General features: G+C 64.3%; 25 protein-coding genes. 14 read left to right on the forward strand and 11 right to left on the reverse strand.

The annotated features are described in order from the left end of the window. Window positions 1-10: 10 nt before the first annotated feature. Window positions 11-874 carry a universal stress protein gene (locus M1D87_RS08695; RefSeq protein WP_039614154.1) on the reverse strand — a complete coding sequence of 288 codons (864 nt, stop codon included), beginning with the start codon at window positions 872-874 and terminating at the stop codon, window positions 11-13. A 154-nt stretch (window positions 875-1,028) separates the two neighbouring features. Here M1D87_RS08695 and M1D87_RS08700 point away from each other — a divergent pair, with 154 nt between their 5' ends. Continuing rightward, entirely contained in the window at window positions 1,029-1,646 is a 618-nt protein-coding gene (locus M1D87_RS08700) for a MiaE family protein (RefSeq protein ID WP_013971805.1), read from the forward strand. 22 nt (window positions 1,647-1,668) lie between these two features. Here M1D87_RS08700 and M1D87_RS08705 read toward each other — a convergent pair whose 3' ends face one another. Continuing rightward, a complete protein-coding gene (locus tag M1D87_RS08705; protein WP_409279967.1) occupies window positions 1,669-1,989 on the reverse strand; it encodes an ElaB/YgaM/YqjD family protein in 321 nt (106 codons plus the stop codon). A 129-nt stretch (window positions 1,990-2,118) separates the two neighbouring features. Here M1D87_RS08705 and M1D87_RS08710 point away from each other — a divergent pair, with 129 nt between their 5' ends. Further along, window positions 2,119-2,382 (forward strand): hypothetical protein, encoded by a 264-nt coding sequence (locus tag M1D87_RS08710; RefSeq protein ID WP_003256287.1) that lies wholly within the window; start codon window positions 2,119-2,121, stop codon window positions 2,380-2,382. A gap of 18 nt (window positions 2,383-2,400) precedes the next feature. On the opposite strand, the gene M1D87_RS08715 is transcribed toward M1D87_RS08710, so the two are convergent. Further along, window positions 2,401-2,883 (reverse strand): LEA/WHy family protein, encoded by a 483-nt coding sequence (locus tag M1D87_RS08715; RefSeq protein WP_421091715.1) that lies wholly within the window; start codon window positions 2,881-2,883, stop codon window positions 2,401-2,403. A 135-nt stretch (window positions 2,884-3,018) separates the two neighbouring features. Here M1D87_RS08715 and M1D87_RS08720 point away from each other — a divergent pair, with 135 nt between their 5' ends. Together M1D87_RS08720 and M1D87_RS08725 are read left to right on the forward strand one after the other, a co-directional pair. Further along, entirely contained in the window at window positions 3,019-4,140 is a 1,122-nt protein-coding gene (locus M1D87_RS08720) for a sigma-70 family RNA polymerase sigma factor (RefSeq protein WP_013971808.1), read from the forward strand. 212 nt (window positions 4,141-4,352) lie between these two features. Then, the gene (locus M1D87_RS08725; protein ID WP_409279982.1) at window positions 4,353-6,779 is read left to right on the forward strand and encodes a TonB-dependent receptor; all 2,427 of its coding nucleotides are present in this window, start codon (window positions 4,353-4,355) and stop codon (window positions 6,777-6,779) included. Window positions 6,780-6,975: 196 nt separating this feature from the next. Here the strand turns inward: M1D87_RS08725 and M1D87_RS08730 are convergent, their stop codons facing one another. Next, the gene (locus tag M1D87_RS08730; protein ID WP_123084551.1) at window positions 6,976-7,866 is read right to left on the reverse strand and encodes a LysR family transcriptional regulator; all 891 of its coding nucleotides are present in this window, start codon (window positions 7,864-7,866) and stop codon (window positions 6,976-6,978) included. A gap of 102 nt (window positions 7,867-7,968) precedes the next feature. On the opposite strand from M1D87_RS08730, the gene M1D87_RS08735 reads away from it, so the two are divergent. From M1D87_RS08735 to M1D87_RS08760, 6 genes are all read left to right on the forward strand, one after another. Further along, window positions 7,969-9,048: an extracellular solute-binding protein gene (locus M1D87_RS08735; RefSeq protein WP_371034466.1), complete on the forward strand. Its 1,080-nt coding sequence runs from the start codon at window positions 7,969-7,971 to the stop codon at window positions 9,046-9,048. 25 nt (window positions 9,049-9,073) lie between these two features. Continuing rightward, the gene (gene speB, locus M1D87_RS08740) at window positions 9,074-10,039 is read left to right on the forward strand and encodes an agmatinase (protein WP_013971812.1); all 966 of its coding nucleotides are present in this window, start codon (window positions 9,074-9,076) and stop codon (window positions 10,037-10,039) included. 209 nt (window positions 10,040-10,248) lie between these two features. After that, entirely contained in the window at window positions 10,249-10,566 is a 318-nt protein-coding gene (locus M1D87_RS08745; protein ID WP_003256290.1) for a hypothetical protein, read from the forward strand. A 23-nt stretch (window positions 10,567-10,589) separates the two neighbouring features. After that, window positions 10,590-11,738, forward strand: a complete 1,149-nt coding sequence (locus tag M1D87_RS08750; RefSeq protein WP_409279966.1) for a PQQ-dependent sugar dehydrogenase — start codon at window positions 10,590-10,592, stop codon at window positions 11,736-11,738. A gap of 204 nt (window positions 11,739-11,942) precedes the next feature. Further along, a complete protein-coding gene (gene zapE, locus M1D87_RS08755) occupies window positions 11,943-13,049 on the forward strand; it encodes a cell division protein ZapE (RefSeq protein ID WP_232881709.1) in 1,107 nt (368 codons plus the stop codon). Between the two features lie 14 nt (window positions 13,050-13,063). Next, on the forward strand, window positions 13,064-13,645 hold the full coding sequence (locus M1D87_RS08760) for a DinB family protein (protein WP_039614162.1): 582 nt from the start codon (window positions 13,064-13,066) through the stop codon (window positions 13,643-13,645). 130 nt (window positions 13,646-13,775) lie between these two features. On the opposite strand, the gene M1D87_RS08765 is transcribed toward M1D87_RS08760, so the two are convergent. The 3 genes from M1D87_RS08765 to M1D87_RS08775 all read right to left on the reverse strand — a co-directional run bounded on the left by M1D87_RS08765 (window position 13,776) and on the right by M1D87_RS08775 (window position 15,718). Then, entirely contained in the window at window positions 13,776-14,774 is a 999-nt protein-coding gene (locus M1D87_RS08765) for an alpha/beta fold hydrolase (protein WP_232881707.1), read from the reverse strand. A gap of 75 nt (window positions 14,775-14,849) precedes the next feature. Then, a complete protein-coding gene (locus M1D87_RS08770) occupies window positions 14,850-15,287 on the reverse strand; it encodes a YqaA family protein (RefSeq protein ID WP_039614164.1) in 438 nt (145 codons plus the stop codon). Further along, a complete protein-coding gene (locus M1D87_RS08775; protein WP_039614165.1) occupies window positions 15,287-15,718 on the reverse strand; it encodes a DUF411 domain-containing protein in 432 nt (143 codons plus the stop codon). The genes M1D87_RS08770 and M1D87_RS08775 overlap by 1 nt, the downstream gene beginning before the upstream one ends. A gap of 265 nt (window positions 15,719-15,983) precedes the next feature. Here M1D87_RS08775 and M1D87_RS08780 point away from each other — a divergent pair, with 265 nt between their 5' ends. Further along, a complete protein-coding gene (locus tag M1D87_RS08780) occupies window positions 15,984-16,634 on the forward strand; it encodes a hypothetical protein (protein ID WP_123084569.1) in 651 nt (216 codons plus the stop codon). A gap of 9 nt (window positions 16,635-16,643) precedes the next feature. Here the strand turns inward: M1D87_RS08780 and trhP are convergent, their stop codons facing one another. Further along, window positions 16,644-17,963: a prephenate-dependent tRNA uridine(34) hydroxylase TrhP gene (gene trhP, locus M1D87_RS08785; protein WP_061551512.1), complete on the reverse strand. Its 1,320-nt coding sequence runs from the start codon at window positions 17,961-17,963 to the stop codon at window positions 16,644-16,646. Window positions 17,964-18,096: 133 nt separating this feature from the next. Here trhP and M1D87_RS08790 point away from each other — a divergent pair, with 133 nt between their 5' ends. Further along, window positions 18,097-19,161, forward strand: a complete 1,065-nt coding sequence (locus M1D87_RS08790) for an AI-2E family transporter (RefSeq protein WP_123084544.1) — start codon at window positions 18,097-18,099, stop codon at window positions 19,159-19,161. 189 nt (window positions 19,162-19,350) lie between these two features. Here the strand turns inward: M1D87_RS08790 and M1D87_RS08795 are convergent, their stop codons facing one another. From M1D87_RS08795 to M1D87_RS08805, 3 genes are all read right to left on the reverse strand, one after another. After that, on the reverse strand, window positions 19,351-20,301 hold the full coding sequence (locus tag M1D87_RS08795; RefSeq protein ID WP_421091716.1) for an IS110 family transposase: 951 nt from the start codon (window positions 20,299-20,301) through the stop codon (window positions 19,351-19,353). Between the two features lie 258 nt (window positions 20,302-20,559). Continuing rightward, window positions 20,560-21,387 carry a phosphonoacetaldehyde hydrolase gene (phnX, locus tag M1D87_RS08800; RefSeq protein ID WP_015269646.1) on the reverse strand — a complete coding sequence of 276 codons (828 nt, stop codon included), beginning with the start codon at window positions 21,385-21,387 and terminating at the stop codon, window positions 20,560-20,562. A gap of 34 nt (window positions 21,388-21,421) precedes the next feature. Beyond that, a complete protein-coding gene (locus tag M1D87_RS08805; protein ID WP_123084020.1) occupies window positions 21,422-22,528 on the reverse strand; it encodes a 2-aminoethylphosphonate--pyruvate transaminase in 1,107 nt (368 codons plus the stop codon). A gap of 112 nt (window positions 22,529-22,640) precedes the next feature. Between M1D87_RS08805 and M1D87_RS08810 the strand changes: the two genes are divergently transcribed. Both M1D87_RS08810 and M1D87_RS08815 read left to right on the forward strand, forming a co-directional pair. Continuing rightward, window positions 22,641-23,504 carry a LysR substrate-binding domain-containing protein gene (locus tag M1D87_RS08810; RefSeq protein ID WP_123084019.1) on the forward strand — a complete coding sequence of 288 codons (864 nt, stop codon included), beginning with the start codon at window positions 22,641-22,643 and terminating at the stop codon, window positions 23,502-23,504. 57 nt (window positions 23,505-23,561) lie between these two features. Further along, on the forward strand, window positions 23,562-24,584 hold the full coding sequence (locus M1D87_RS08815) for an AraC family transcriptional regulator (RefSeq protein ID WP_039614170.1): 1,023 nt from the start codon (window positions 23,562-23,564) through the stop codon (window positions 24,582-24,584). Window positions 24,585-24,627 lie beyond the last annotated feature (43 nt).

The raw sequence follows: 24,627 nt of genomic DNA on the forward strand, positions 1-24,627 counted from the left end.
CAGATTGAACTCAGCCGCGAGCCAGTTCCGCCAGATGGGCAATTGCCTCCTCGCTCTTGAGCACCAGCACATCCCCCTCCAGCGAATCCAGCACCACCTCCGCGGTATTACCAATCAACGCCCCGGAAATCCCCGTGCGGCACACCGTGCCGATCACCGTTACCACGGCATCGAGCTTCTTCTCGGTATACGGAATCAGCACATCCGCCGGCCCTTCGGCCACATGCAAGCGGTCTTCGCTGATGTCGTACTCTGCCTGGAACGCCTTGCACGCCTCGCGGTAGCGCTTTTCGATGGTATCGCTCAGCTGGTACACCGGGTCCGACGCCGACAGCATCGGCGACGGATGGGCGCTGATGACGTGAAGCTCGCCTTTGGCCAGCCCGGCAATGGCATAGCCATGGTCGATGATGCTGGCATGCAGGCGGCGGTGGTCCTCGTCCTGGTTGCCCACGTCCACCGCGGCCAGGATCTTGCCGCCGGTCCAAGGCCGCTCGCTCTTGACCATGAGCACGGCACACGGGCATTGGCGCAGCAGCTTCCAGTCGCTGGGGGTGAGCAGGGCCTTTTTCAGCGGGTTGTCCGGGCGGTGTTCCTTGATCACCAGCTCGCAGCCCTCGGCCTGCTGCACGTAGATGATGGTGTCGTGCAGGTTGTCGCGCCAGGCCTCTTCATGGGTGACGCTGTCGTACCCGTCATCATGCAGCTGGCTGCTCAGCAGGCTCAGCAGCGCGCTGTGGTCATGCCTTTTGTCGCACATCAGCAGGTGCAGGCGGGCGCCGGTGACGCCGGCGATCAGCTTGGCCCGGGTCAGTGCCCGGCTGTGGGCGTGCTCGGGGTCGAGGACGACGAGGATGCTGCGGACGGCTTGCATGGGCGTTAACTCCCTTCAAAGGTGGCGACCAATGCCTGACTATAGTCGGCGCTTCCCCCGCTGGCGCTTGATGTACATCAAGCATAGTCACTGGCGCCGCCCGCCGCCGCCGGTATAATCGCCGGCCCTGCCTGTTCTTTGTGGTTGCACGCTCATGTCCCTGATCCCCGAAATCGACGCCTTTCTTGGTTGCCCGACACCAGACGCCTGGATCGAAGCGGCGCTCGCCGACCAGGAAACCCTGCTGATCGACCACAAGAACTGCGAGTTCAAGGCTGCCAGCACCGCCCTGAGCCTGATCGCCAAGTACAACACCCACCTCGACCTGATCAACATGATGTCGCGCCTGGCCCGTGAGGAGCTGGTGCACCACGAGCAGGTGCTGCGCCTGATGAAGCGTCGTGGCGTGCCGCTGCGCCCGGTGTCGGCGGGGCGTTATGCGTCGGGGCTGCGGCGGCTGGTGCGCGCCCACGAGCCGGTCAAGCTGGTGGATACGCTGGTGGTGGGGGCGTTCATCGAGGCGCGCAGCTGCGAGCGCTTTGCCGCGTTGGTACCGCATCTGGACGAGGAACTGGGCCGCTTCTACCACGGCCTGCTGAAGAGCGAAGCGCGCCATTACCAGGGTTATCTGAAACTGGCGCACAACTATGGCGAAGAGGCAGACATTGCCCGCCGGGTGGACCTGGTGCGTGCAGCGGAGGTGGAGCTGATCCAGTCACCGGACCAGGAGCTGCGCTTCCACAGCGGTATACCGATGGCGCAGGCCGCCTGATTCGCACCAGGCGGCCCAGGGGTCAGTGACGGCGGCCCAGCAGCAGACCGACCACCAGCCCGAGGCCAGCGGAAATGGCCACGGTCTGCCACGGGTGGCCACCGATATAGTCCTGGGTAGCGTCCATCACAGGTTGCGCCTTGCTGCGTACCTTGTCGGCGGCATTGCGCGCCTGGCGTAGCTTGAGGCTTACCTGCGCGCGCAGGGTTTCCGCCTCGTCACCCACCAGGGCGGCGCTGTCGTTCAGCAGTTTTTCCGACTCTTCGATCAGCGCCTGCAGTTCGCTGAATACCTGGTCCTTGATCTGATCGCTTTCGGTCAGCGGGGCGTTTTTCCGGGCCATGAACTCGTCCTCGTCGATGGTGTGGCTTGAACAATGGATGCCGGCGCGTCGGGAAAGTTGCGGCGGCTTTGGGCTGTTGCAGTACCTGGGTGTAAGATAGCGGCCATTTTCAAACCTGCAGGTACCTTCATGAGTTTCAATCTGGCCAACATGAGCTTTGAGGAACGGGCGCAGATCGAGGCAGAGAAGGCCCGGCTGTTCGAGCTGTGGCAGAACAACCTGGGCAAGGCCAAGGGCGAAGCGGCACGGTTGATCGCCGAGAAACCACGGCGCAAAGGCAAATGGGCCGAGTGGGTGCGCGCCGAGCTGGATGGCATGTCGCCGCCCGAATACGCCAACATGGTGCGCAGCGAAGTCAACAAGCTGATGGCCGCAGCCAGCGCCAGCCGCTGATCACACCCCGCCAGGCGCCTACCAGTAGGCGCCCTTGGGCAGGTCCAGCTTGCCCTCGTCGGTAAAGCGCACGGTCCCCAGCAGCCCGCCGGCCAGCTTGCCGCGCAGCACATAGGGCAGGCCTTGCAGCGAGTCCACCTGGCCCAGCCCATAGGCCTGGCGCAGGAAGGAAAACGCCGTGATGCTCACCGGCACCACGATCACCGCTTCGCCATAACGGCCGATGTGCCCCTGCTGGTCGCTCACCCCGGCAGCCAGCGGCTGGCCGTTCACCTCCAGGTTCAGGGCGATGCCGTTGTAGTCGATCGGCGCCTCGTTGGGGTTTTGTACCCGCATCTTCACCGCCATGCGCAGTTCCAGCTCCTGCCCGGGCAGCGGCTCGATACCGATCACGCTGATATTGACCGGGTCGCGTGCCTGGAACAGCGCACAGGCCCCCAGGCCGCAGGCCAGCAGCAGGACCAGGAAAAGGCGGGCGTAGCGTTGCAGACGGGCAGCCATGGGGTGCGACCTTGCCAGAGTGGGCGAATGGGCAGTGTGGCAAATACGCGTCGGCGTTGAAAGTCACCGTCCAGATGAAAGATACTGTTTCTCATTAACGCCCGATAACTTCTCCTACTGGCCGTTCCCGAACCCATGCTGACTTCTCCCGCGCCGGGCCTGCTGGCAAGCTTCCAGGAGCACTACGACGACCTGCTTCAGTTCCTGACCCGGCGCATGAGTGACCGTCAGCGCGCTGCCGATGTCGCGCAGGAAACCTACCTGAAGCTGGTGAACATCGACCAGCAGGCGGTGCCGGTGCTGCACGCGCGCAGTTTCATCTTCCGCGTGGCCGGCAACCTGGCGATCGATGCCTTGCGCCGCGAGCAGCGCATTGCCGCCAGCCACGACGACAGCGAGCGCGCAGGTGAGGTCGCCTGCCCGGCGCCGGCCCCGGAAGCGGCCTTGCTGGCCCGGGAGCGCTTGCAGATCCTCGACCAGGCGCTGCTGCAGCTGTCCGACAATGCCCGCCAGGCGCTGTTGCTCAACCGCGTCGACGGCCTGACCCAGGCGCAGATCGCGCAGCGCCTGGGGGTTTCCGAAAGCATGGTGGCGAAATACATCGGCCAGGCCCTGCGCCATTGCCGCAACTGGCTCAAACAGGCGGGGGTGGCTGCTGCACTGGTGTTGGCCGTTGGTGTGGCGGGTTGGCAGAAGGCGCCAATGCTGCTGGCGGATTACCACACCGGGGTAGGTGAGCGACAGGTGATTACTTTGGCAGATGGCACGCGGGTGACGCTGAACAGTGCCACAGCCCTGAGCGTGGTGTTCAGCGACCGTGAGCGGCGGGTGGTGCTGGAATCTGGTGAGGCCTTGTTCGAGACCGCCGATGATTCACGACCCTTTGTGGTCGATACGGCCGGTGAGCGGGTGCAGGGGAGTGCGGCCACCTTCAGCGTGCGTCGTGATGGCCGCGTGGTATTGGCCCATGGCGAAGCCAAGGTTGGCGAACATGAACTGGCAGTAGCGGCCGATGCCGGTACGCAGATGGCCTGGCAGCGTGGCAAGCTGATCTTCAACGGCAAGCCGCTGGGGCAGGTGCTGGCGGAGCTCGAGCGTTACCGGCATGGGCGGATCGTGTTGTCCGATAGCAAGCTGGCGGCGATGCAGGTCAGCGGGGTGTTCGACCTCGATGAGCCGGAGGCCCTGTTGCGGACCCTTGAGCAGCGTTATGGGCTGAAGGTGACCTACCTGCCGTGGTTGGCCGTGGTTCATTGATTCGCCTGTGCCGGCCTCTTCGCAGCACAAGGCTGCGCCTACAGCGAACTGCGATCCCTGTAGGAGCAGCCTTGTGCTGCGAGAGGCCGGCACGGAAATAAAAATATTTTCCATTTGGCACTGCAAGTTCCTGCAAGCCAGATCGTCGTAGTGGGACTGATCAGCAACCAATTCTCATTTACGACTTGTCAGGAAGCTCATTCGTGCCTCTGATGCTCAAGCCCTTGCACCGCCGCCGCGGTCCGCTTCACCATGCCCTGATGTCCTGCAGTGCCCTGGCCATGCTGGTCGGCCCGCTGCAGGCGTTTGCCTCGACCGCCACCGAACAGGCCCAGACTCAGGCCCGCCAGGTCCAGCTCGACCTGCCGGCCCAGCCGCTGGACCACGCCCTGACGACGTTCGCCGACCAGGCCGGCCTGCACCTGCTGTACACCACCGGCGACGTCGCCGGCCAATCCAGCCCGGCCTTGCAGGGCAGCTACAGCATCGAGCAGGCCCTGCAGCAACTGCTGGCCGGCAGCGGCATGAGCTGGCACTTCAGCGATGCCCGCACGGTGACCCTGCGCAAGGCCGACGCCGCGCCGCAGGCAATCAACCTCAAGCCGATCGAGGTCAGCGTGGCCTCGCGCACCAGCACCGCGATCAGTGAAATCCCCGGCACCGTGTGGGTGGTCGACCAGCAGCAGTTGCGCGAGCAGATCGACAGCGGCGTCAGCCTGAAGGAAGCCATCGGCAAGCTGGTGCCAGGCCTCGACCTGGCGCCGGAAGGCCGTACCAACTACGGCCAGAACATGCGCGGGCGCAATGTGCTGGTGATGATCGACGGGGTCAGCCAGAACAGCTCGCGCGGCCTGTCACGCCAGTTCGACAGCATTTCGCCGTTCAACGTCGAGCGCGTCGAAGTGCTGTCTGGCGCCAGTGCCATCTACGGTGGTGGCGCCACCGGCGGCATCATCAACATCGTGACCAAGAAGGGCGAACCCGGCCCGGCGCGTTTCGAGACCCAGCTCGGTGCCAGCAGCGGCTTCAACAACAGCGACGACCTGGCCACCCGCTTCGCCCAGTCGATCAGTGGCGGCAACGAGCGGTTCAACGCCCGGCTGGGGGTTTCCGGTGAGCAGAACGAAGCCTTCTACGACGGCGCCGGCGACCAGATCTTCATCGACAACACCCAGACCGACCTGCAATACAACCGCACCATCGACGTGCTCGGCACCTTGGGGATGCAACTGAACGACCAGCAGAGCCTCGACCTGCTGGCCCAGTACTATGACTCGGGCAACCATGGCAGTACCGGTATCTACTTCCCCAACCTGAATTACAACGCCCCGTCCGACCTGGAAGACGCCGAACTGCGTAGCGGCTACTCGTCGGACCTGGAGCCGCGCACCCGGCGCCTGCTGCTGAACGCCAACTACCACCACACCGACGTGCTGGGGCAGGACTTCTACCTGCAGGCCTCGTACCGCAAGGAAGACGACAACTTCTACCCGTTCCCGTACTACAACCGCGCCACGCCCACCGGCTCGCGCGGGGTGTACTTCGCCGCCTCGCAGCAGAACTTCGAAGTCACCAGCCTCAAGGGCCTGTTCGCCAAGCAGTGGGACGCGCTGAAGCTGACCTACGGCGTCGACCTGGACCGCGAGCGCTTCAACGCCGAGCAGACCACCTTCAACGCCCAGACGTCGTCCGAGTCGGGTGGCCTGGAGCTGGAAAAGGAAAGCAAGGCCGCACGCTACCCCAGCTACCGGGTCGATGGCGTGTCGGTGTACGCGCAGCTGGACTGGCATGCCACCGAGAACCTTACCTTGTCCGGCGGCGCCCGGCGCCAGCAGATGGATGTGGACGTCAGCGACTTCAAGGGTGTGCCGGGTGGCAGCAACGATTACCAGGTCAACCTGTTCAACGTCGGTGCCATCTACGACTTCAAGAATGGCCACCAGGTATGGACCAACTACGGCGAAGGCTTCGACCTGCCCGACCCGGCCAAGTACTATGGCAAGCCCGGTCTGAGCGTGGCCGACAACCCGCTGGCCGGCATCAAGAGCCGCCAGGTGGAACTGGGCTGGCGCTATGCCGACCTGGACTGGGATGCCCAGGCGGCGTTGTACTACATCTGGTCGGACAAGATCATCAACGTCGACTCGCAGACGCTGACCATCAATGTGGAAGACCAGAAAAGCCGCGACTTTGGTTTTGAGGGCGCGCTGACCCGGCACTTCCAGACCGGCTGGGAAGCCGGTGGCACCCTGCACCTGACCCGCTCCGAGGAGGAGGATGTCGATGGCGGCTGGATCAAGCGCGATGCCCGCTATGCCTCGTTGTCCAAGGCTACCGCGTTCGTCGGCTGGAAGGGCGATGGCCGCAGTGCGCGGCTACAGGCCAACCATGCCTTCAGCCTGAAGGACGATGCCGACCACGAGATCGACGGCTACACCACCTTCGACCTGCTGGGCAGCCAGGATACCGGCTTCGGCACCTTCAGCGCCGGCATCCAGAACCTGCTGGACAAGCAATACAGCACGGTCTGGGGGCAGCGTGCGACGCTGTTCTACTCGCCGACCTACGGGCCGGCGTACCTGTATGACTACCAGGGGCGCGGGCGCACCTACACGCTGACCTGGAGCATGGCTTACTGAGCCTGCGCGGTTCTGTGGGAGCGGCCTTGTGTCGCGAAAGGGGTGCGAAGCGCCCCCAGGATTTCGGCTCTGCAGCACATATTACTGGGGCCGCTTTGCGGCCCTTTCGCGACACAAGGCCGCTCCTACAGAGACCGCACATGCCTGGGGAAGTCGCGGTCCCTGTAGGAGCGGGTTTACCCGCGAAGAGGCCAGGTCAGGCAAACGACGCCAGCAAATCCTGCGCAAACGCCTGCTGTGCCTCGCCAACCGCTTGCGCCCGGTGCCTGGCCAGGGTAAACGGCACCACAAAGTCCAACCCCGGGTCCAGCGCCCACAACAGCCCCTCAGCCTCCCAAGCTTGCGCACAATGGCATGGCAGATAGCCAATATGCCGCCCCGACAGAATGAACGTCAGCACGCTCTCGATCTGCTCCGCCACCGCCATGCTGCGCTGGCTCTGGAACGGCTCGCCGCCCTTGAGAAACCGGTACGGATGGCGCACCTGGTCCATCGCCAGCAACCGCTCCCGGCCAACGCCAGCCTCACCGAACAGCACATGGCCCTTGCCGCAATACAGCCGTTGCCGCTCCTGGAACAGCGGCTGGTAGTCGAACGCTGCCTGGTTGCCGGAAAAGTAGCTGATGGCGTAATCCAGCCGCTGCTCCAGCAACAAGCGCTCCAGCTCTGCCGGTGGCGCACTGATCAGTTCCAGCTGCACCGCCTCCTCGCGCCTGCGAAACGCCGCAATGGCCGCCGCCAGCTTCAGGCTCACCGCCTTGTCCTGGCTCTCCGCCATGCCTATGCGCACGGTCCCCAGCAGCCGCCCGGCAACGCCATTGGCCTGCTGGCGAAACTGTTCGATGTTCAGCAATAGCCCACGGGCGGCGTCCAGCAACAACTCGCCCTTTTCCGTCAGGTGAAAGCCACCTTTGCCGCGGCTGCACAAGCGGTAGCCCAGCCGCGCTTCCAGCTGCGCCATGCGCTGGCTGATGGTGGGCTGGCTCAGGCCCAGCACGCCTTGCGCGGCGCTGAAACCACCGGCCTCGACTACAGTGACGAACAGCCGCAGCAGGTGCAGATCGGGGTCGTGCACTTGTCCGAGCATTACATTGCTCCTGATGAATGTCAGCTTTGAAAACTCGCCATTCCTGCAATGTAACCCGGCTGGCATGCTCGCGGCATCCACCCATTTGCCGAGGTGTCCGCCATGCGTCGATCGTTGTGCCTGCTGTCCCTGGTCCTGGCCTTGCCGCTGCAGGCCGAAGAAAAGGTCGTCAACCTCTACAGCTGGGCCGACTATGTCGCCCCGCAAACCCTCCAGCGCTTCGAGCAGGAAACCGGCTACAAGGTGCGCTACGACACCTTCGACACCACCGAAGTGCTGGAAACCAAGCTGCTGACCGGTGGTAGCGGCTATGACGTGGTGGTGCCGTCGTCAACCGTACTGGCCCGGGCGCTCAAGGCAAATGCCCTGCAGCCGTTCGATCCCCAGGCCATGCCCGGCTATGCCAACCTCGACAAGGACCTGCTGGCCAAGCTCGCAGAGGCCGACCCCGGCAACCGCCATGCCGTGCCCTACACCTGGGGCACCCTGGGCCTGGGAGTGAATGTGGAATCGGTGCGCCAGCGCCTGGGTGATGTACCGCTGGACAGCCTCGACCTGCTGTTCAAGCCCGAGTACGCCAGCCGGTTGAAGGACTGCGGCATCGCCATGCCCGACTCGCCCCAGGAGGTGATCGGCGTGGCCCTGAACTACCTGGGCAAGGACCCTTACAGCCAGGACAAGGACGACCTGGCCGCCGCGCAGAACCTGCTGAGCCAGCTGCAGCCGTCGATCAGCTACGTCGCCAATGGCCGGCAGATCAGCGACCTGGCCAACGGCAGCGTGTGCCTGGCGCTGACCTACAACGGCGATGCGGCGATGGCCGCCGACCAGGCGCGTCGCGCTGGCAAACCATTCGAGCTGATCTACCGCATCCCCCGCGAAGGCACGCTGGTGTGGCAGGACAACCTGGTCATTCCCAAGGACGCTCCGCACCCCGAGGCCGCGCGGGCGTTCATCGCCTTCATGCTCAAGCCCGAGTCGGTCGCCGCGCTGACCAACACGCTGTTCTTCGCCAACGCCAACCAGGCGGCCACGCCGCTGGTGGACGAAGCAGTGCGCAATGACCCGGACATCTACCCGTCGGCCGCGGTGCGCCAGCGCCTGTATGCCGACCGCAGCATGGCCTTGGCCGACCTGCGCCAGCGCAACCGCCTGTGGACCGCGTTCCGCAGCCGCCAGTAACCGATAACGACAAAGGAACCCGACCGTGGAGCAAGCCGCAAACAACGACCAGGCCATGACCCGCGACAGCCTGTATGGCACCGCTGCGGAAAGTACCTACGCCGGCATTACCAGTTTCTCTCGCCGCCGCTACAGCCGCGACCTGCGTGGTGTCGATGTGGTGGTCAGTGGTGTGCCGTTCGATACTGCCACCAGCAACCGCCCCGGTGCGCGCTTCGGCCCGCGGGCGATCCGCGCCGCCTCGGTGCAGCAGGCCTGGGCCCGGCACTGGCCGTGGGCGTTCGACCCGTTCGACCACCTGGCGGTGATCGACTATGGCGATTGCGCCTTCGACAGCGGCACTCCGCAGTCGGTACCGGACAGCATCGAGGCCCATGCCACGCATATTCTGGAAGCAGGCTGCGCCATGCTCACCCTGGGTGGCGACCACTTCATCAGCTACCCGCTGCTCAAGGCCCATGCCCGCCGCCATGGCCCGCTGGCGCTGATCCACTTCGATGCGCACAGCGACACCTGGCCGGACGAGGAAGGCAAGCGCATCGACCACGGCACCATGTTCTGGCATGCCGCCCGCGAAGGCCTGGTGGACCCGGCCAGCTCGGTGCAGATCGGCCTGCGCACCACCAATGACGACAGCCAGGGCTTTGCCATCCTCGACGCCCGCCAGGTGCACCGGCAGGGCACCGAGGCGGTGATTGCGGCGATTCGCCAGCGGGTGGGCGAGCGGCCGGTTTACCTGACCTTCGATATCGACTGCCTCGACCCGGCGTATGCGCCCGGTACCGGCACGCCGGTATGCGGCGGGCTGAGCACGGTGCAGGCGCTGGAGATCCTTGGCGGGCTGCGCGGCATCAACCTGGTGGGCATGGACCTGGTGGAGGTGGCGCCAGCCTATGACCATGCTGACATCACCGCGCTGGCCGGAGCGACCCTGGCGATGGAAATGCTGTGCCTGTATGCGGCGCGGCACAAGGTGGACAAGGGTCAGTAACCTGGGGCCGCTTTGCGGCCCATTCGCAGCACAAGGCTGCTCCTACAGGGAGCGGCCTTGTGTCGCGAAAGGGCTGCGTAGCAGCCCCCAAGGCCCATACTGAAACATCAGGAATCATCTCCACCCGCATTCACACTTTTGCCGCGAACCCTTCGCGCCTTAGGCTATCAAACCCACCAGGCGCGGCATTTTCGTACAGGAGGTGAAGCATGACCCCGACCTTGCCCATCCTGGCCCTCGGCCTGGTGCTGTGCCTGCCCGCGCAAGCGGCCCCCGAGCCGCCCTTGCAACTCGCCGCCGGCAACAACAACCCCTACAACAGCCCGATCCAGCGCGCCAACCCCAACAGCCGCCAGGGCAGCATGCCGGCCACGCCTCCCGTGCGCGGCCCGTCCACCGACCCGTACCAGCGCACGCCCACCCTGGACAACCGCGGCATCGGCAATGGCGACAACCTGCGCCGCCAGCAACAAACCCCGAACCTGGAGCCCAGCCGACCACCGCGCGACAACCCGCGCGCGCCATGAGCGCCCTACGAAAGGAATCCTGCATGCTTCGAGCACCCTGGCTTGTAACCCTGACCGCCGCCGCACTTCTGCCCCTGCTGGCGCAGGCGGCGGCCGAACAGCAGTTCCGCAGTGAAGAAGGCACCTTGACCGTCAGCACCCTGGCCGATGGCCTGCGCAACCCTTGGGCCCTGGCGTTCCTGCCGGGCGGCAAGGACATGCTGGTCACCGAGCGTGCCGGCAACTTGCGGGTGGTCAATGCCGAAGGCAAGGTCGGCCCGCCGATCAGCGGTGTACCCAAGGTCTGGGCCGAGGGCCAGGGCGGCTTGCTGGATGTGGTGCTGTCGCCGGAGTTCGCCAAGGACCGCACCGTCTACCTGTCCTACGCCGAAGAGGGCAGTGACGGTAAGGCCGGTACGGCGGTCGGCCGTGGCCAGTTGTCCCAGGACCGCGCCCGGCTGGAAAACTTCAACGTCATCTTCCGCCAGCAGCCCAAACTGTCGGAGGGCAACCACTTTGGCTCGCGCCTGGTGTTCGACCGCGACGGCTACCTGTTCATCGCCCTCGGTGAAAACAACCAGCGCCCTACTGCCCAGGACCTGGACAAGCTGCAAGGCAAGATCGTGCGTATCTTGCCGGACGGCGAAGTGCCCAGGGACAACCCCTTCGTCGGCAAGGACAATGTGCGGCCGGAGATCTGGTCGTTCGGCCACCGCAACCAGCAAGGCGCTGCACTCAATCCCTGGACCGGCAAGCTGTGGACCCACGAGCATGGCCCGCGCGGCGGCGACGAGATCAACATTCCCGAACCCGGCAAGAACTATGGCTGGCCGATTGCGACCCACGGTATCAACTACTCGCTGCTGCCGATCCCCGAGGCCAAGGGCAAGCATGTACAGGGTATGGTCGACCCGCACCATGTATGGGAGAAGTCGCCGGGGATCAGCGGCATGGCGTTCTACGACAGCCCTAGGTTCAAGGCCTGGGACCACAACCTGTTCATTGGCGCGCTGGCTACCCAGGAGCTGATCCGCCTGCAACTGGATGGCGACAAGGTGGTGCATGAAGAGCGTTTGCTGGGTGAGCTGAAGGCGCGTATCCGCGATGTACGGGCGGGGCCGGATGGCTACCTGTATGTGCTGACCGATGACAAGGACGGCGCGCTGCTCAAGGTAGGCCTGGGCGACGCCTGATCACCACTGTTGTACGCGGCCCCTGTGGGAGCGGGCGTGTCGAGGCGTCGAACCGCCGCGAAGCAGGCGCCGCGGTGGATGGCACGGGCTTCGCCCGTGTTCGCGGGCACGCCCGCTCCCACAGGGATCGCGGCAGCCTTTTGAATTTGGGCAAGACCGTTGTTCCTACAAGATCCGCGGTGTGTCAGCCGTGTAGAATGCCGCATGGCTATCGATCCCCATTCCCTCTACCGGCAGGCCCTGACCACCCAGGGCTATGTCGCCGACCCCGCCCAGGCCCGCGCCGTCGAGGCGTTGCAGGCCTGTTTCCAGGCCGTCGAACAGGGCCGCCCCACCCAGGGTATCTACCTCTGGGGCCCGGTCGGCCGGGGCAAGACCTGGCTGATGGACCAGTTCCACCGCTGCCTGCGGGTGCCCAGCCGGCGCCAGCACTTCCATCACTTCATGGCCTGGGTCCACCAACGCCTGTTCCAGCTCAACGGCACCGCCGACCCGCTGCTGGCGCTGGCCGGGGAACTGGCCGGGCAGATTCGCGTGCTGTGCTTCGACGAGCTGTTCGTCAACGACATCGGTGACGCGATCATCCTCGGCCGCCTGTTCCAGGTACTGTTCGACCAAGGCGTGGTGATCGTCGCCACCTCCAACCAGCCACCCGAGCAGCTGTACCGCGACGGCTTCAACCGCGAGCGTTTCCTGCCGGCCATCGCCGCCATCCAGCGGCACATGCAGGTGCTGCCGGTAGCCGGCGAGCAGGACCACCGCCTGCACCCCGGCGCCGAGCGCCAGCGTTACTGGGTGGCGCAAGCGGGGCAGGCCAGCCAGCTGGGCGAGGTGTTCCGCCAGCTCAGCCCCGGCGACGCAGGCCACGATCAGCCCTTGGCGATCGGCTCCCGGCAGGTGCAGGTGGTGCGGCGCAGCGCGCAGGCCATCTGGTGCCGTTTCACCGACCTGTGCGAACAGCCGCTGGCGGCCATGGAGTTCATGGCCCTGTGCGACCGGTTCCCGGCCATTCTGGTGTCGGGCATTCCGGCGCTGGGGGGTGAACAGCGGGCCGGGCGCATTGCCCGGGGTACCGAGGATGCTGCGGCGCGGGTGGTGGCGGGCGACCGCGAGCTGCCGGCGCTGTCGCCCAAGGACGACGCGGTGCGCCGCTTCATAGCCCTGGTCGACGAATGCTACGACCGCCGGGTGGCGTTGTACCTGGAGGCACAGGTGCCGCTGGATGCCCTCTACACTCAAGGGTATCTGGCGTTCCCGTACCAACGGACCCTGAGCCGGCTACGGGAGATGCAACTGCAACGCTTCGCCTGAAAAGGAGCCGAACCATGGAGCCGCTGTCGCATCATCTGCTGACCCAGGCCTACAACAATGGCTGGGCTAACCACCGTCTGTACAAGGCCTGCCTGCAACTGACCCAGGACGAATTCGTCGCCCCCCGCTGCAGTTTTTTCCCCTCGATAAAAGCCACCCTCAACCACCTGCTGACGGTGGACTGGTTCTACCTGCACATGCTCGAGTGCGAGCAGCGTGGCGAGCAGCCCGACGCCGACGGCGAGCGCTTCTTCGACCCGGAACAGCCGTTTGCTACCTGTACTGACCTGCATGCCGAACAGGCCCAGGCCGATCACCGGCTGATCGCCTACTGCCGGGGCCTGCGCGATGGTGAGCTGGGGCGCTATGTGAGCATCGTGCGCCCCGAGCGGGTGCAGCGCGAGCAACGGCTGCGGTTGTTGGCGCACCTGTTCGAGCACCAGATACATCATCGTGGGCAGGTGCATGCGATGCTCAGTGATACGGCAGTGAGGCCGCCGCAGCTGGATGAGTTTTTCTGCGAGGAAGAGGCGGGGTTGCGGGCGGCGGACTTTGCCGAGCTGGGCTGGACCGAGGAGCAGGTCTGGAAAGTGTAGGGGGCTGCTTTGCAGCCCTTCGCGGGCTCGCCCGCTCCCACAGGGATTGCACAGGTTTTGGCAGCTGTGCACTACCCGTGGGAGCGGGCGAGCCCGCGAAGGGCCGCAAAGCGGCCCCTCGGCTATTGGCTCACTTGCCCAGCCACTCGACCAGCGTACGGTTGAACCGCACCGGCTCCTCGATCTGCGGTGCATGCCCCATGCCTTCAAAGGTAATCAGCTCACCCTTGGGGATCAGCTTGGCCACCTGCGGCCCCAGCACTGCATATTTGCCAAGCTTCGCTTTCACCTCCGGCGGCGCGATATCACTGCCGATGGCCGTGGTGTCCTGGTCACCGATCAGCAGCAGGGTGGGCATCTGCAGGTCCTTGAACTCGTGGTACACCGGCTGGGTGAAGATCATGTCGTAGATCAGCGCCGAGTTCCACGCCACTGCTTCATGCCCCGGCCCCTTGTTCAGGCCCACCAGCATCTGCACCCAGCGCTCGTACTCCGGCTTCCAGCGCCCGGCGTAGTAGGTCTTGCGCTCATACTCGCGCACGCCTTCGACATCCAGTTTGAGTTCGCGCGCATACCACTGGTCCACCGTGCGGTAGGGGACGCCCAGGGCTTTCCAGTCTTCCAGCCCGATGGGGTTGACCATCGCCAGGCGCTCCACCTGCTGCGGATACATCAGCGCATAGCGGGTGGCGAGCATGCCGCCGGTGGAGTGGCCGAGCACGATGCTTTGCTTCACGCCCAGCTGTTCGAGCAAGGCATGGGTATTGCTCGCCAGTTGCTGGAAGCTGTACTGGTAGTAGGCTGGCTTGCTGGAGCTGCAGAAGCCGACCTGGTCGGGGGCGATGACCCGGTAGCCAGCCTTGCTCAGGGCGTCTATGGTGGTTTCCCAAGTGGCGGCGCAGAAGTTCTTGCCATGCATCAGCACCACGCTGTGGCCGTTGGCCTGGCCCTGGGCGGGCACGTCCATGTAGCCCATCTGCAGGGCCTGACCCTGGGACTTGAAGTCGAAATGCTTGAGCGGATGCGGGTAGCTGAAGCCTTCCAACTGAGGACCGTAGGTGGGCGATTCGGCGGCGATGGCCGAACTGCCGGCGAGGCAGGCCAGGGCCAGGGCAGTTGCGCGCAGCATATGGGCACTCCGTGTAGGGCCATGTAGGAAGGGGCGACTGTAGCAGTCAGTGGACCACGCGGAACGTGAAAGGTGTTACCAGGCGTGAAACCAGCCCAGGGTAATCATCGCCAGCACCCCATAGCGGCCGGCCTTGGCCAGGGTCACCAGCAGCAGGAAGCGCCAGAACGGCTCACGCATGATGCCGGCGATCAGTGTAAGCGGGTCGCCGATCACCGGCATCCAGCTGAGCAGCAGCGACCATTGCCCCCAGCGCTGGTAGCGCTGTTGCGCGCGCTCCAGTTGAGCAGGGTTGAACGGGAACCAGCGCTTGTCACGCAGGTGCTCGATGGCCCGCCCCAGCACCCAGTTGACCACCGAGCCCAGCACATTGCCCAGGGTCGCCACCAGCAGCAGGGTGGCCCAGGCCTCGGGCTGGCGCAGCAAAAGGCCGACCAGCACGGCCTCCGATTGCAGCGGTAGCAGGGTGGCGGCGCCGAAGGCGCTGAGGAACAGCGCCCACAGGCTGAGCATCAGTAGTTGGCGACCACGGTGTCCTTGCCGTCCTGGGTCACGCCGATGACCTGGTAGGCATCCTTGTGGTCACCCATTTCCATACCGGGCGAGCCCATGGGCATGCCCGGCACGGCCAGGCCCTTGAGGTCGTTGCGCTTGGCCAGCAGGCGCACCTGCTCGGCCGGAACATGGCCTTCGACGAACTTGCCGTCGATCACCCCGGTATGGCACGACGCCAGGCGTGGCGCCACGCCCAGGCGTTGCTTCACCTCGCTCATGTTCGGCTCGACATGGTCGTTGACGGTGAAGCCGTTGTCGCGCAGGTGGCTGATCCAGGCCTTGCAGCAGCCACAGTTGGGGTCACGGTAGACGTCGATGGTCTCGGCAGCCTGGGCCAGGCCGGTGATGGCCAGCAGGCCCAGGGGCAGCAGGTGTTTACGCAGCTTCATGACGCACTCCTTCAAAAACGTGGGCGGATACCGGCGACCAGGCCTGTGCCTTGCTCGCGCCCGGTGGCGTTGCGGCCCCAGGGGCGGTCCGGTATCCAGCGGTTGGCCAGCAGCATAGCGCAAGCGGCCTTCAGGCGCAGCGCGGCCTGTTGCCTTCACCAGCGTTGCCAGGCAGCCAGTCTGCCTGCCAGGTACTGGTTCCGGATGCCGGCCTGTCATCACGCTGGCTAACGTGCTGCACACCTATCTGAGAGCCTGCGTGATCATGACCCTATCACTGGACTGCCTGTTGTACTCCAAGACCAATCTGATCGGCATCGGACCAAACCTGTCCGAAGAGGAACGCCTGGACGTGCAAACGTTGCTGGACCATGCCGATGAGTTCGCAAGCCGTTTTCTCGACCGGGACGAGCTATGGAAAAGCTGGCTCGACCGCTTCCGCAATCGCCTGGAGAAACATGGTTGCGTAAGGACGGCCGCCCTGGAGTTACCGCCCCAGGTCATCAGGGGCCATGACGATTTCGATATCAGGCTCGAGCCCATCGGCACAGGCAGCACACCGACGCTGTTGGCCCAACTGGCGCGCGCATCCATGCAGGAACTGCGAATCAGTGCACACGCCAGCAAGTTCCTGCAGTCTGGTTGGCAGAACGACGTCGCCTCATCGTTTCTGATCACACCCTGCCATAAAGATGAGGAGGGCCAGATCCATCTGGCGGTCTACTCGTTTCGCTTCAATGGCACCGTGGAGATGCGCGACTTCGGATTCTGGAGCGAGACCCAGCGTGACATCGTCGTGTGGAACACCGGCACTGTTTATCGTTTTGACGTGGAACGTTTTGCCGGTTTCCGTCAGCAGATTCGTAAAGAGTTGGGCGACCGACGGCTTGGTGCCGTTACCAGGATTGACCTCTAGCCACCTCGCTCAAGCTGGCAGGTCACGCATCAACAGGCCATATGCCAACGGCACCTGCTCGGGGACAGGAAGGTAGATGGTGTGGCCATCGCCTGGAGCGACCTGAAGCGGTTGCTGCTGGCCGTTGCTCATGTGCTCGAGATCGAAGTGGTAGTTGCCGCGCGGGGTCATCAGTTCCAGGTGGTCGCCCACGGCGAAGCGATTCTTCACCTTGACCTCGGCCAGGCCGTCGACGCGTGCCCCGGTCAGCTCGCCGACGAACTGCTGGCGCTCGGACACCGAGTTACCGCGCTGGTAGTTCTGGTATTCGTCGTGCACATGGCGGCGCAAGAAGCCTTCGGTGTAACCGCGTTGGGCCAGGGATTCGAGGTTGTCCATCAGCGAGCGGTCGAATGGTCGCCCGGCCACCGCATCGTCGATCGCCTGGCGGTACGACTGCACGGCGCGGGCGCAGTAGAAGTGCGATTTGGTACGGCCTTCGATCTTCAGCGAGTGCACGCCCATGGCGGCCAGGCGCCCGACGTGCTGTATGGCGCGCAGGTCCTTGGCATTCATGATGTAGGTGCCGTGCTCGTCTTCGAACGCCGGCATTTCGGTGCCGGGCCGGTTGCTTTCCTGCAGCAGGAATACCTGCTCGGTCGGTGCACCCAGGCCCAGGGTCGGCTGCACTTCGCGCACGATGTCGCCGGTGGCGTTCTCGGTGGCCGGTGTGGCGTCGTACTTCCAGCGGCAGGCGTTGGTGCAGCTGCCCTGGTTGGCATCGCGCTTGTTGAGGTAGCCCGACAGCAGGCAACGGCCGGAGTAGGCCATGCACAGGGCACCGTGGACAAACACCTCCAGCTCCATGCCCGGCACCTGCTGGCGGATTTCCTCGATCTCTTCGAGCGACAGTTCGCGCGACAGGATTACCCGGCTCAGGCCCAGTTGCTGCCAGAATTGCACGCTGGCCCAGTTGACCGTGTTGGCCTGCACCGACAGGTGCACCGGCATCTGCGGAAAATGCTGGCGTACCAGCATGATCAGGCCTGGGTCGGACATGATCAGCGCGTCCGGTGCCATCTCGATCACCGGCGCCAGGTCCTTGAGGAAGGTCTTCAGCTTGGCATTGTGCGGGGCAATGTTGACCACCACGTAGAAGCGCTTGCCCAAGGCATGCGCCTCCTGGATGCCCAGGGCCAGGTTGGCATGGTCGAACTCGTTGTTGCGCACCCGCAAGCTGTAGCGTGGCTGGCCGGCGTAGACCGCGTCGGCGCCATAGGCGAAGGCGTAGCGCATGGTCTTGAGGGTGCCGGCGGGGGCCAGCAGTTCGGGCTTGGCGATAGGGGTCATGTGCGCACCGGAGCAAAAGGCGCGGATGCTAGGGCTGGCAGATACGGCGCGTATTGATTTGCATCAAGGAAATGGCGGCACTTTTGCCAAGGCGCGGTGCACTAATAACGCATAAGCCATGCGAGGACCCGCGATGAACCAGACCGCCCTGCAGAACAAAGCCCTGGCAGTACTGCTGGCGCTGGTGACCATTGCCTTCATCTGGATCCTGCTGCCGTACTACGGTGCTATCTTCTGGGCGGTGATACTCGGCATCCTGTTCGCCCCGCTGCAGCGCCACCTGCTGCTGCGTTTCGGCCGAAGGCGCAACCTGGCTGCGGCGGCCACCTTGTTGGTGTGCCTGCTGGTGGCGATCCTGCCGGTGATCATCACCAGCGCGCTGCTGGTGCAGGAGGGAGCCGCCCTGTACCAGCGCATCGAGCACGGGGAGCTGGATATTGCCGGTTATGTCGAACGCGGCAAGGAGATGCTTCCGGCGTTTGCCCAGCAGGGCCTGGACAGCATGGGCATGGGCAACCTCGACGGGCTACGCGACAAGATCAGCAAGTGGGCTACCCAGGGCAGCCAGGTGCTGGCCAGCCAGGCGTTCAACTTTGGGCAGGGCACGTTCGAGTTCGTGATCAGCTTCGGCATCATGATGTACCTGTTGTTCTTCTTCCTGCGCGAAGGTGCGGAGGTCGCCCGCCAGGTGCGTCTGGCAGTGCCGCTGCCCGAACACCAGAAGCGCCGTTTGCAACTGAAGTTCAACCGTGTGGTGCGGGCGACGGTAAAAGGCAACGTGCTGGTGGCCATTACCCAGGGGGCGCTGGGCGGTTTCATTTTCTGGGTGCTGGATATCCCGAGTGCGCTGGTATGGGCGGTGCTGATGGCGTTTCTGTCGCTGTTGCCGGCGGTGGGGGCGGGGATCGTGTGGGCACCGGTGGCGGCGTATTTCCTGCTGACCGGTGCGATTTTGTCGGGGGTGATACTGACCGCGTTCGGTGTGCTGGTGATCGGCCTGGTGGACAACTTGTTGCGGCCGATCCTGGTGGGCAAGGACACGCGCATGCCGGACTACCTGATTCTGGTGTCGACGCTGGGCGGGCTGGCGGTGTTCGGGCTCAACGGTTTCGTGATCGGGCCGTTGATCGCGGCGCTGTTCGTGTCGAGCTGGGCGATCTTCGCGGCAACCAAACCCCGGGTGCAGTTGCCGGAGTAGGGACGGGCCTTGGGCAAGCCAGCTTCCACAGGTACGGCGTTGTTCTCAAGATTGTCGCTGGACCTGTGGGAGCAACTGTCTTTAGAAATTTATTTTCAAGCGTGCCATTCGGGCAGGGCTTCGCTCGATACCGCGTAGCGGTGTCGCTGGCGAAGCCCGCATTTGTAGAAAATCGATCCTCGTTCGTGATCAGGGTGCGGGTACCTGAGGCTTGAGCTCTTTCCACTCCGTTCCGTCACGCAGCATTGCGTTCAGGCGCACCAGCAACACGCGCATGCACGCCACTGCGGCAACTTTTGCGCGCTTGCCTCGGGCTATCAGGGCTTCATAGCGGGTTCTAACTTCTGGGACATGCTGGATCATTGACCAGATCGACATGTAGGCCGCCTTGCGGACTCTGTAACGCCCGCCTTCGATCTTCCTCGGGCCACTCTTCTTGCCGCTGTCTTTGTTGTACGGCGCTAACCCAGCCAAGGCTGCAATTTCGCGCCCCGTCACGCTTCCCAGCTCAGGTAAGTAGGCCATGAAGGTGCCACAACTGATGACGCCAATCCCTTTCACAGACCTTAGCCGCATGGCTGTCGTGCGATCCAGCACGTTCGAGGCACGCTCAATCGCCTTGTCCAAGGCCTTAATCTGATCATTCAGGTAAGCGACATGCTCGGTATAAACGGTAATGGCCGTAGCTGAAGTGGTTTGTTTCATCCGACGCTTGTCATCATCCCGATGCTGGACAAGATTGCCACGGAGTTTGATGAGCTCTCCCAGTTCATCTCGATCTTGATTAGGCTCTATCTGCGGCAAGTCCTCGAAGTCCCTGGCAAACCGCGCCAGCATCTGGGCGTCGATCTTGTCAGTCTTGGCAATTTTGCCCACGGCACTCGCATAGTCCCGACAGCGCCTGGGGTTGACCCTGACGACGTTCAAACCCTCCAGTCGCAAGGCTTTGAGTACGGCCCGTTCATAGCCACCGGTGGCTTCCAGCAAGACCCGTTCGACCTCAAGCTCGTTCAGGCATGCGATCAGTTGCGCAAAGCCCTCAGGGTCATTCCTGACCTGGAACTGGGGAATACTTTCAGGAAGAAAGCCCACATCCAGAGTCGCTTTCGAAACGTCGAGACCAACGAAGTAGGAAATCATCGCCAAGCCCTCTTACACTCAAGAAGTGAGAGCACTCTGACTTAGCCCTAGCTTGTGACTGCGAGTTCGCCACTCATTCAACTGTTCGGGCTTAGGTCAGAGTGAGAGGTGGATGGCGACTAGGCTCCCACTCGTGCTTTAGAGCACACCTGGCTTTCAGTCTGCCATCCACTGCTCTCACCCTTTCGAGTTTAAGAGACCTTGAAGACACAAGCTGGCTTGCCTGCGATGGGCCGCAACGCGGCCCCCATGGCCGGGTCAGGATGTTTGCGGCATCTCACCCTTGGCCAGGCGCCGGTTGATGTCGGCGATCACTTCGGGCAGTTCGTTGATGGTGTCGATCAGGTAGTGCGGACGGGAGCCGGCGAACAGGGCGTGGATGCGCTGGCGCTCGCTTTCCAGCTTCTCGGCGCTCAGCGCGCGGTAGCCTTCCCAGGTCAGCCCCAGGGCATTGCCCGAGCACACCAGGGCCACGGTCCACATGCCGGCACGGCGGCCTTCGAGAATGCCCGGCACGGTATCGTCGACCTTCACGCACGCCGCTACATCGTCGATACCCAGCGCGATCACGTTGGCCAGGGCCTGGGCCGGCCATGGGCGGCCGTTCGGGGTTTCGTCGGTGGCCACCACATGGTCGGCCACGTAGCCGTTCTGCGCGGCCAGCTCCACCACCTTGTCCATCACCACCTTCGGGTAGCCCGAGCAAGAGCCGATCTTCAGGCCGTCCTGGCGCAGCCCGGTGAGAGTGTCCAGGGCGCCGGGGATAAGCGCCGAGTGCACGGCGATCTTCTCGATCTGCAGCGGCATGAAGCGGTTGTAGATGGCGGTGACATCATCGTCGGTCGGGGTACGGCCGAACACCTTGCGGTAGCGCTCGGCAATTTCCGGCACATCGCACAGGGTGCGGATGTGGTCCCACTTGCCCATGCCCATCGGGCCACGGGCTTCTTCGATGGACACCTGCACATCGAATTCGGCAAAGGCTTCGACAAAGATCTGGGTCGGGGCGAAGGAGCCGAAGTCGACCACGGTGCCGGCCCAGTCGAGGATGGCGGCTTGCAGCTGGGTAGGGTTGCTGTAGTTCATGTGCGCTTGTTCCTGAAATTGGGTGGGCAAAGGGTCAGATGTCCAGCACTTCCATTTCCCGCAGCACCTCGGCCACGGCATTCACGGCGGCCTGCATGCCGTCCGCTCCGACCACGCCGATGCAGCCGACACGGAAGGTTTCCACCTGGGTCAGCTTGCCCGGGTAGAGGATGAAGCCCTTGGCCTTGACCCGCTCGTAGAAGTCCTTGAACTGGTAGCGGGGATCGTTCGGTGCGTGGAAGGTGACGATGATCGGCGCCTGGATCTCGGCGGGCAGGAAGCTGCGCAGGCCGATGGCGGCCATGCCGTCGAGCAAGGTTTTGCAGTTGTCGGCATAGCGCCGGTGGCGTGCCGGCAGGCCTCCTTCCTCGTTGTATTGCTGCAGCGCTTCGTGCAGGGCAGCGACCACGTGGGTCGGCGGGGTGAAGCGCCATTGGCCGGTCTTGGCCATGTAGGTGTGCTGGTCGTGCAGGTCCATGGCCAGCGAGTGGGCGTTGCCTTCGGCGGCGGCCAGGGCGGTTTTCTCGGCGAACACGAAGCCCATGCCAGGTACGCCTTCCAGGCATTTGCCGGAGGCGGCGATCAGCGCCTCGAAGGGGATGGCGCGGGCATCGATCGGCAGTGCGCCGAACGAGCTCATGGCGTCGATGATCAGGCGCTTGCCGTGGCCTTTGACCACCTGGGCGATCTCGGGCAGCGGGTTGAGGATACCGGTGCTGGTTTCGCAGTGGATAAGCGCGACGTGGGTGATGGTTGGGTCGGCGGCCAGCAGGCGGTCGACGTCGGCGGTGGTGGTCGGCTGGTCTTCGGCGGTTTCGAAGGTGCTGTAGGCACGGCCCAGCACTTTGCAGATCTTCGCCAGGCGCTGGCCATAGGCGCCATTGATCAGCACCAGGACCTTGCCGTCACGCGGCACCAGGGTGCCGATGGCCGCTTCCACGGCGAAGGTGCCGCTGCCTTGCAGGGGCACGCAGTGGTGGCTGGCGCTGCCGTCGATGATGGCCAGCAGTTGCTCGCAGACACTGGCAGTCAGTTGGTTGAAGTCGCGGTCCCAGGAGCCCCAGTCCACCAGCATGGCTTGGCGGGTGCGGATTGATGTGGTCAGGGGACCGGGGGTCAGCAGAATCGGGGCGTTGCTCATTCCGTTATTCCTCACAAGCGGTGGGCTGAAACTACGGGGCCTAGGTTGCAATTGGCGCTGTCATCAATCAAATTGTTTGTTGTTATCCGAGCTATAAGTCAGGCCGATAAGTATGAACCTGTTCCAGTTGCGTGCCTTCGATGCCGTCGCCCGTGAGGGCAGCTTCACCCGTGCCGCCGCACGCCTGTTCATCAGCCAGCCGGCAGTGACCGGGCACGTGAAGGCGCTGGAGGAGCACTACCAGATCACCTTGCTGCGGCGTACCGCGCGGCGGGTTGAGTTGACCGAAGAGGGCACCCGCCTGGCAGCCATTACCCGCGCCATGTTCAGCCTGGCCGAAGAGGCGCAGGCCATGCTCGAGGCCAACCGCCAATTGCTGACCGGGCGCCTGGAGGTGGCGGCCGATGGCCCGCACCGGGTCATGCCGATGCTGGCGCTGCTGCGCGAGCGCTACCCGGGCATTACCGTCAACCTGCGCTTGGGCAATGCCCAGGAAACCTTGGCGGCACTGCTCAGCGAGCATGCCGACGTGGCCGTGCTGACCGAGATCGAGCCGCGCAAAGGCCTGCATCTGCAGATCCTGTGCGAGTCGCGGTTGTGCGCCTTGCTGCCGGCGGGGCATGCCTGGGCCAGCGGCGAGGGTGATTTGCCGCTGGCTGAACTGCACCAGCAAATCATGGTGTTGCGCGAACCCAGCTCCACCACCCGGCGCACCTTCGACAAGGCCTGCAACAAGGCCGCTGTGCAACCTCGGGTGCTGCTGGAGCTGGATAGCCGCGAGGCGGTGACCGAAGCGGTGGCCTCGGAGCTGGGCATTGGCGTGGTGTCGTCCACCGAAGTGGCCAATGACCCGCGGGTAGTGGCACGGCCGCTGGCCGGTGACGGCCTGGTCAACCAGCACCTGATCGGCTGCCTGGAGCGCCGCCGTGAGCTGCGCCTGATCCAGGCGTTCCTCGGTCTGGCGGCGGGGCTGTGATGGCTGTTTTCAATCGGGCGGCCTAAGATGGCCGGCATTGAGCCGACAGGACCGTTGATGAGCGAGAAAGACACCATTTCCATGCAGCTGGTACGCGAGGCGCTGTTGCAGACCTGCCCCGCTGGCGAGCCCGATATCGGCTTGCTGGCCCGGGCGGGTATCGCCGTCGAACAGCTGCACCTGCCTGCGGCGCGAGTCAGCGCCGAGTCCTATGCCCGGCTCTGGCGCCTGCTGGCGCGGCGCTGCAACGATGAGTTCTTCGCCATGGACCCGCGCGGTCTGCGCAGCGGCAGCCTGGCGTTCATGTGCCGTGCCAGCATGGGCCAGCCGACCCTGGGCGCTGGCCTGGAAACCGCGCTGGCGTTCCTGTCACTGATGCTTGAAGACCTGCAGCCAAGCCTGGTGCGCCAGCAGGGCCTGGCCGAAATCGTCATCAACGAACCGCGTGATACCCCGCGCCGCGCTTTCACCTATTTCACCTTCTGGATGATCGTGCACGGTGTGACCTGCTGGCTGGCCGGGCGACGTATCCCGATCCTGGCCATCGATCTGCGCTGTGCCGAACCGCCGTTCTGCGATGACTACCGGGTGATGTTTTCGGAAAACCTGCAGTTCGAGCGCCCGCGCACGCGCATGATCATCGCTGCCGAATGCCTTGAGCTGCCGCTGCGGCGCAGCGAAGAAGAACTGCAGCGCTTTCTGGCCGAGGCACCGGGCAATATCCTGGTCAAGTACCGTGACCCGGCCAGCCTGGGGCGGCGCATTCGCACCGACTTGCTGCGCCTGGACCCGGGGCAGTGGCCCGATGGCGACAGCCTGGCACGGCAGTTGTGCCTGTCGCCCTCTACCCTGCGCCGGCGGCTGGCCGAAGAGGGGCAGAATTACCAGGGGTTGAAGGACAGTGTGCGGCGTGAGCTGGCGATTGCCTGGCTGAGCCAGGAAGACGCAGCCATGAGCGAAATCGCCGAACGCCTGGGTTTTGCCGACAGCAGTTCGTTCTACAAGGCGTTTCGCAAGTGGTTCGGCTGCAACCCCGGGCATTATCGAGCGCTGGTCCTCAAGCGCGGTAGTGGTGGCTAAGGGACCACGCCTTCCCAATGCCGGTCGCCACCGCTGGCGAGCA

It is taken from the genome of Pseudomonas sp. SA233, from assembly GCF_054792385.1.